Annotated in this window: 5 protein-coding genes and 1 pseudogene; 5 read left to right on the forward strand and 1 reads right to left on the reverse strand. The window is 74.0% G+C overall.

The window, feature by feature from the left end; translation table 11 throughout:
- Window positions 1-80 precede the first annotated feature (80 nt).
- The 5 genes from ACWCSD_RS48265 to ACWCSD_RS48285 are packed head-to-tail and all read left to right on the forward strand — an operon-like array spanning window position 81 to window position 4,329.
- Window positions 81-350, forward strand: a complete 270-nt coding sequence (locus ACWCSD_RS48265; protein WP_449925819.1) for a hypothetical protein — start codon at window positions 81-83, stop codon at window positions 348-350.
- On the forward strand, window positions 337-1,596 hold the full coding sequence (locus ACWCSD_RS48270; protein ID WP_449925821.1) for an ABC transporter permease: 1,260 nt from the start codon (window positions 337-339) through the stop codon (window positions 1,594-1,596). Before ACWCSD_RS48265 ends, ACWCSD_RS48270 begins: the two co-directional genes overlap by 14 nt.
- 5 nt (window positions 1,597-1,601) lie before the next feature.
- Window positions 1,602-2,168 (forward strand): hypothetical protein, encoded by a 567-nt coding sequence (locus ACWCSD_RS48275; protein WP_449925824.1) that lies wholly within the window; start codon window positions 1,602-1,604, stop codon window positions 2,166-2,168.
- Window positions 2,165-2,857, forward strand: coding sequence for a response regulator transcription factor (locus tag ACWCSD_RS48280; protein ID WP_449925827.1), 693 nt, complete (start codon window positions 2,165-2,167; stop codon window positions 2,855-2,857). The genes ACWCSD_RS48275 and ACWCSD_RS48280 overlap by 4 nt, the downstream gene beginning before the upstream one ends.
- Window positions 2,854-4,329 carry a sensor histidine kinase gene (locus ACWCSD_RS48285; RefSeq protein ID WP_397164228.1) on the forward strand — a complete coding sequence of 492 codons (1,476 nt, stop codon included), beginning with the start codon at window positions 2,854-2,856 and terminating at the stop codon, window positions 4,327-4,329. The genes ACWCSD_RS48280 and ACWCSD_RS48285 overlap by 4 nt, the downstream gene beginning before the upstream one ends.
- Here the strand turns inward: ACWCSD_RS48285 and ACWCSD_RS48290 are convergent.
- Window positions 4,314-4,565 (reverse strand): annotated as a pseudogene (locus tag ACWCSD_RS48290) (hypothetical protein); the annotation flags it as partial. The gene ACWCSD_RS48285 and the pseudogene ACWCSD_RS48290 overlap by 16 nt on opposite strands.

Raw genomic sequence — 4,565 nt, forward strand, 5'->3', positions numbered from 1 at the left:
CGGGGGTTCCCGGGGGGGCCCCCCGCCGGGGGGGGCCCGGCGCCCACCCCCCTCCCCGGGGGCCACCCGCCGGGGGGGCCGTGGCCAGGGCGCTGGTCACCGCCCCCGCGCTGCTGCTGGCCGACGAGCCCACCGGCAACCTGGACACCGCCTCCACCCGCGACGTGCTGCGGATCCTCGACCGGCTGAGCGAGTCCGGACGCACGATCGTGCTCATCACCCACGAGGACGACGTGGCCGCGCACGCCAAACGGGTGATCCGGCTGGTGGACGGCGAGATCGTGGAGGACCGCCGCCAGGCGCCGGTCGACGGACCACCCCCGAGGACGGCGGCCAGTGAACCAGCTTGAGATCCTCCGCTTCGCGCTGCGCGGCCTGCTGGCCAACAAGATGCGCAGCGCCCTGACCACCCTGGGCATCCTCATCGGCGTCGCCGCGGTCATCCTGCTGGTGGCGGTCGGCGAGGGCTCCTCGCAGAGCATCCAGAAGAACATCCAGCGCCTCGGCGCCAACACGCTGACGATCTCCCCGTCCTTCTCGGGCGGGGGCGGCGGCGGGGGCGGCTTCGGCGGGCGCGCGCCGGGCGGCGGCGGCAACACCGGGCCGCGCACGCAGGCCAGGCAGCTCAGCCTGGCCGACGCCAAGGCGCTCACCGACCGGACGCTCGCGCCGTCGGTCAGGTCCGTCTCGCCGGTGGTCGGCGCCAACTCCGCCACCGCCGCCTACGGCGCCGCCAGCCACACGATCGCGCAGTTCGTCGGCACCTACCCCAGCTACTTCGAGGCCATGAACAAGCCGGTGGCCAAGGGCACGTACTTCTTCAACGACGACGTGCTGGCCGCCAGGAAGGTCGTGGTGCTCGGCCAGACGGTGGTGGAAGAGCTGTTCGGCGCGGTGGACCCGATCGGCCGGCAGGTCAGCGTGTCCGGGGTGCCGTTCACGGTGGTGGGGGTGCTCAAGGAGAGCGGCTCCACCGGCATGCAGGACGCCGACGACGTGGCCGTGGCGCCGCTGCCCGCCGTGCAGCAGAGCCTGAGCGGGTTCGGCTCGCTGGACTCGATCGTCGTGCAGGCCACCGGGGCCGGTGCCACCACGGCGGCGCAGTCGGAGGTGACCGCCGTCCTGAACCAGCGGCACGGCATCACCGACGGCAATCCCGACTACCGGATACTCAACCAGGCCACCCTGCAGGAGACGGTGAGCGAGGCCACCGGCACGTTCACCGTGCTGCTCGGGGCGGTGGCGGCGATCTCGCTGCTGGTGGGCGGCATCGGCATCACCAACATCATGCTGGTCACCGTGACCGAGCGGACCCGGGAGATCGGCATCCGCAAGGCGATCGGCGCGCCGCGCAGCGCGATCCTGGGCCAGTTCCTGATGGAGGCCACCCTGCTCAGCCTGGTCGGCGGGCTGCTCGGGGTGCTGGTGGCCTTCGTCGGCACCCGGTTCACCGTGGCCGGCATCGAGCCGGTCCTCGTGCCGTCGTCCGTCGCGCTGGCGCTCGGCGTGTCGGTGGGGATCGGGCTGTTCTTCGGCAGTTATCCCGCCAACAGGGCGGCCAAGCTGCGGCCGATCCAGGCCCTGCGGCACGAGTAGGCGGCATGAGTAAGGAGAAAGACATGGACCGGCTCGACTCCTCGCCCTTCCCCGACGACCTGGGGGAGGAGCTCGCCGTCCGGCCGCGCGGCGGCGTCTCGAAGCTGACGCTCGGGCTGGCCGCCGGGGTGGTGCTGGTGGCCGGTGTGCTCATCGGCATCCAGGCGGGCAAGCTGTTCGGCACGTCCGACGCCGCGCCGGCCGCCGCGCAGCTCGGGCGTACGAACGGCCAGTTCCCCGGCGGCGGCTACGCCCAGCGCGGCAACGGCGCCCAGAACGGCGCCCAGAACGGCGGGTTCGGGCAGCGCATGGGCGGCGGCACGGTCGGCACCGTCCAGAAGGTCGACGGCGACAAGATCTACGTCAGAACCATGGACGGCGCCACGGTGACGGTCACCACCAGCGACCAGACCACGGTCCAGATCTCCAAACCCGGCAAGGTCGCCGACCTGGCCGCCGGCACCACCGTCGTGGTGCGCGGTCAGCAGTCCGGCGACGGCTCGGTCACCGCGACCGCCATCACCCAGGGCACCCAGGGCGCCCAGGGCACGCCGGGAGGGGGCCCGCGATGAACCAGCCCGAGGCCAGGCTGCTGGTGGTCGACGACGAGCCCAACATCAGGGAGCTGTTCTCGGCCGGCCTGCGCATGGCCGGGTTCGAGGTGCTGACCGCCGCCGACGGGCGGGAGGCGCTGCGGGTGGCCGAGGAGAGCACGCCCGACCTGGTGATGCTCGACGTGATGCTGCCCGACATCGACGGCCTGGCGGTCGCGGGAAGGCTGCGGTCCCGCGGCCGCCGGGTCCCGGTGCTGTTCGTGACCGCCAAGGACACGCCGGAGGACCGCATCACCGGTCTCGGCCTCGGCGAGGACTACGTGACCAAGCCGTTCAGCCTGGAGGAGGTCATCGCCCGGATCCGGGCGGTGCTGCGCAGGACCCGCAGGGGCGCGCCGCCGCCCCACAGGCTGAGCGTCGCCGACCTGGAGCTGGACGAGGAGAGCCACGAGGTCTGGCGCGACGGCGTCCCGGTGCGGCTGTCGCCGACGGAGTTCCGGCTGCTGCGCTACTTCATGCTGAACGTCGGCCGGGTGCTGTCCAAGACGCAGATCCTCGACCACGTCTGGAACGGCGACTGGCGCACCGACGTGGGGCTGGTCGAGTCGTACGTGTCGTACCTGCGGCGCAAGATCGACACCGGCGACCGGAAGTACCTGCACACGCTGCGCGGGGTCGGCTACATCCTGCGCCCGCCGCGCATATGAGGAAGCACCTCGCCCGCGCCCCGCTCTGGCTGCGCCTGGTCTCGGCCACGCTGCTGCTGGTCACCCTCGCCATCACGGTGACCGGCCTGTTCGCCGTGCGGCTGCTGCGCGGATACCTGGTCGAGCGGGTGGACCGGCAACTGGTGGCGGCCGCCGCGCCGCGCGACCCGCCGCCGCCCGAGGCGTGGCCGGCCGGGCGGCAGCCGCAGCGGTTCTTCGGGCTGTTCCACTCGGTGCTGGTGGACGCGGGCGGCGCCACCGTACGGGTGATGAGCGAGTCCACCGAGGAGCACACGCCCAAGCTGCCCCGGCTGACCGGCGCGGACGTCGCCGCGCGCGGCGGGCGGCCGTTCACCGTCGAGTCGCGCGCGTCCGGCGGGCCGGACTGGCGGGTGGTCGCCGTCCCGGCCCGCGACGGCGACAGCCGGGTGATCGCCATCAGCCTCGGCGACGTCGAGGGCACGGTGGCCAGGCTCGCCCTCATCGTGGCCTTCGCCGGCGGCGGCACGCTGGCCGTGCTGGGCGTCGCCTGCTACTGGCTGGTACGGCGGAGCCTGCGCCCGCTGCGCGAGATCGGCCGCACCGCCAGGGACATCGCGGGCGGCGACCTGTCGCGCCGGGTGCCGATGTGGGCGAGCACCACCGAGGTCGGCAAGCTGGGCCGCTCGCTCAACGGCATGCTCGCCCAGATCGAGTCGGCGGTGCGCGAGCGGGAGGCGGCGGCCGAGTCGGCGCGCGAGTCGGCGACGGCGGCACGGCGTTCGGAGGAGGTCATGCGCCGGTTCATGGCCGACGCCTCGCACGAGCTGCGCACGCCGCTCACCTCGATCAGGGGGTTCGCCGAGCTGTTCCGGCTGGGGGAGGAGAAGGACCTGGCCGAGGCCGTGCGGCTGCTGAGCCGGATCGAGGGGCAGGCCGCGCGCATGGGCCTGCTGGTGGAGGACATGCTGCTGCTGGCCAGGCTGGACCAGCGGCGGGAGCTGGCACGACGGCCGGTGGACCTGCTCAGCCTGGCCGCGACCGCCGTGATCGACGCCCAGACGCTCGCCCCCGACCGGCGGATCGAGCTGGTCCGCCTGGACGGCGGCGAGGGCGAGGTGCTGGTGACCGGCGACGAGTCGCGGCTCGGCCAGGTGGTCGGGAACCTGGTGGGCAACGCGCTGCAGCACACGCCGCCCGGGACGCCGTTCGAGGTGCGCGTCGGGGTGGACGGCGAGCGGGCCGTGGTGGAGGTGGCCGACGAGGGGCCGGGGTTCCCGCCGGAGGTGGCCGAGCGGGTGTTCGAGCGGTTCTACCGGGCCGATCCGGCGCGCGGGGTGGGCGGGGCCGGACTGGGGCTGTCGATCGCGGCGACGCTGGTCGAGGCGCACGGCGGCGTCATCATGGCCGAGGGGGAGCCGGGCAAGGGGGCCCTGTTCCGCGTGCTGCTGCCACCCGCTGAGAGCCCAGGGGGTGTTCAGCCGAAGGTGTAGCCGTACAGGCCGGCGCCCTGGGAGACCTGGCGGAGGCGGCCCAGGCGCAGGCCCGTCTCGCGGACGCCGGGGGCGTACATGACCAGGCCCTGGTCGGGGGCGGCGACCAGGAGCCCGTCCAGGGGGCGGCCGGCGGTCAGCGCGCGGTAGCGGCCGGCCCCGCCGGGCAGCGCGGCCAGCGCGGCGCCGAAGTCGCGTCCCCTGCCCTTGATCAGCAGGTTCCCCTTCCGGGTCAG

Source organism: Nonomuraea sp. NPDC001684 (genome assembly GCF_053596515.1).

What these genes read in the sequence shown, in the direction of transcription:
- ACWCSD_RS48275 (WP_449925824.1), top strand. Translation starts at nt 1,602, where the DNA reads ATGAGTAAGGAGAAAGACATGGACCGGCTCGACTCCTCGCCCTTCCCC.
- ACWCSD_RS48285 (WP_397164228.1), top strand. Translation starts at nt 2,854, where the DNA reads ATGAGGAAGCACCTCGCCCGCGCCCCGCTCTGGCTGCGCCTGGTCTCG.
- ACWCSD_RS48280 (WP_449925827.1), top strand. Translation starts at nt 2,165, where the DNA reads ATGAACCAGCCCGAGGCCAGGCTGCTGGTGGTCGACGACGAGCCCAAC.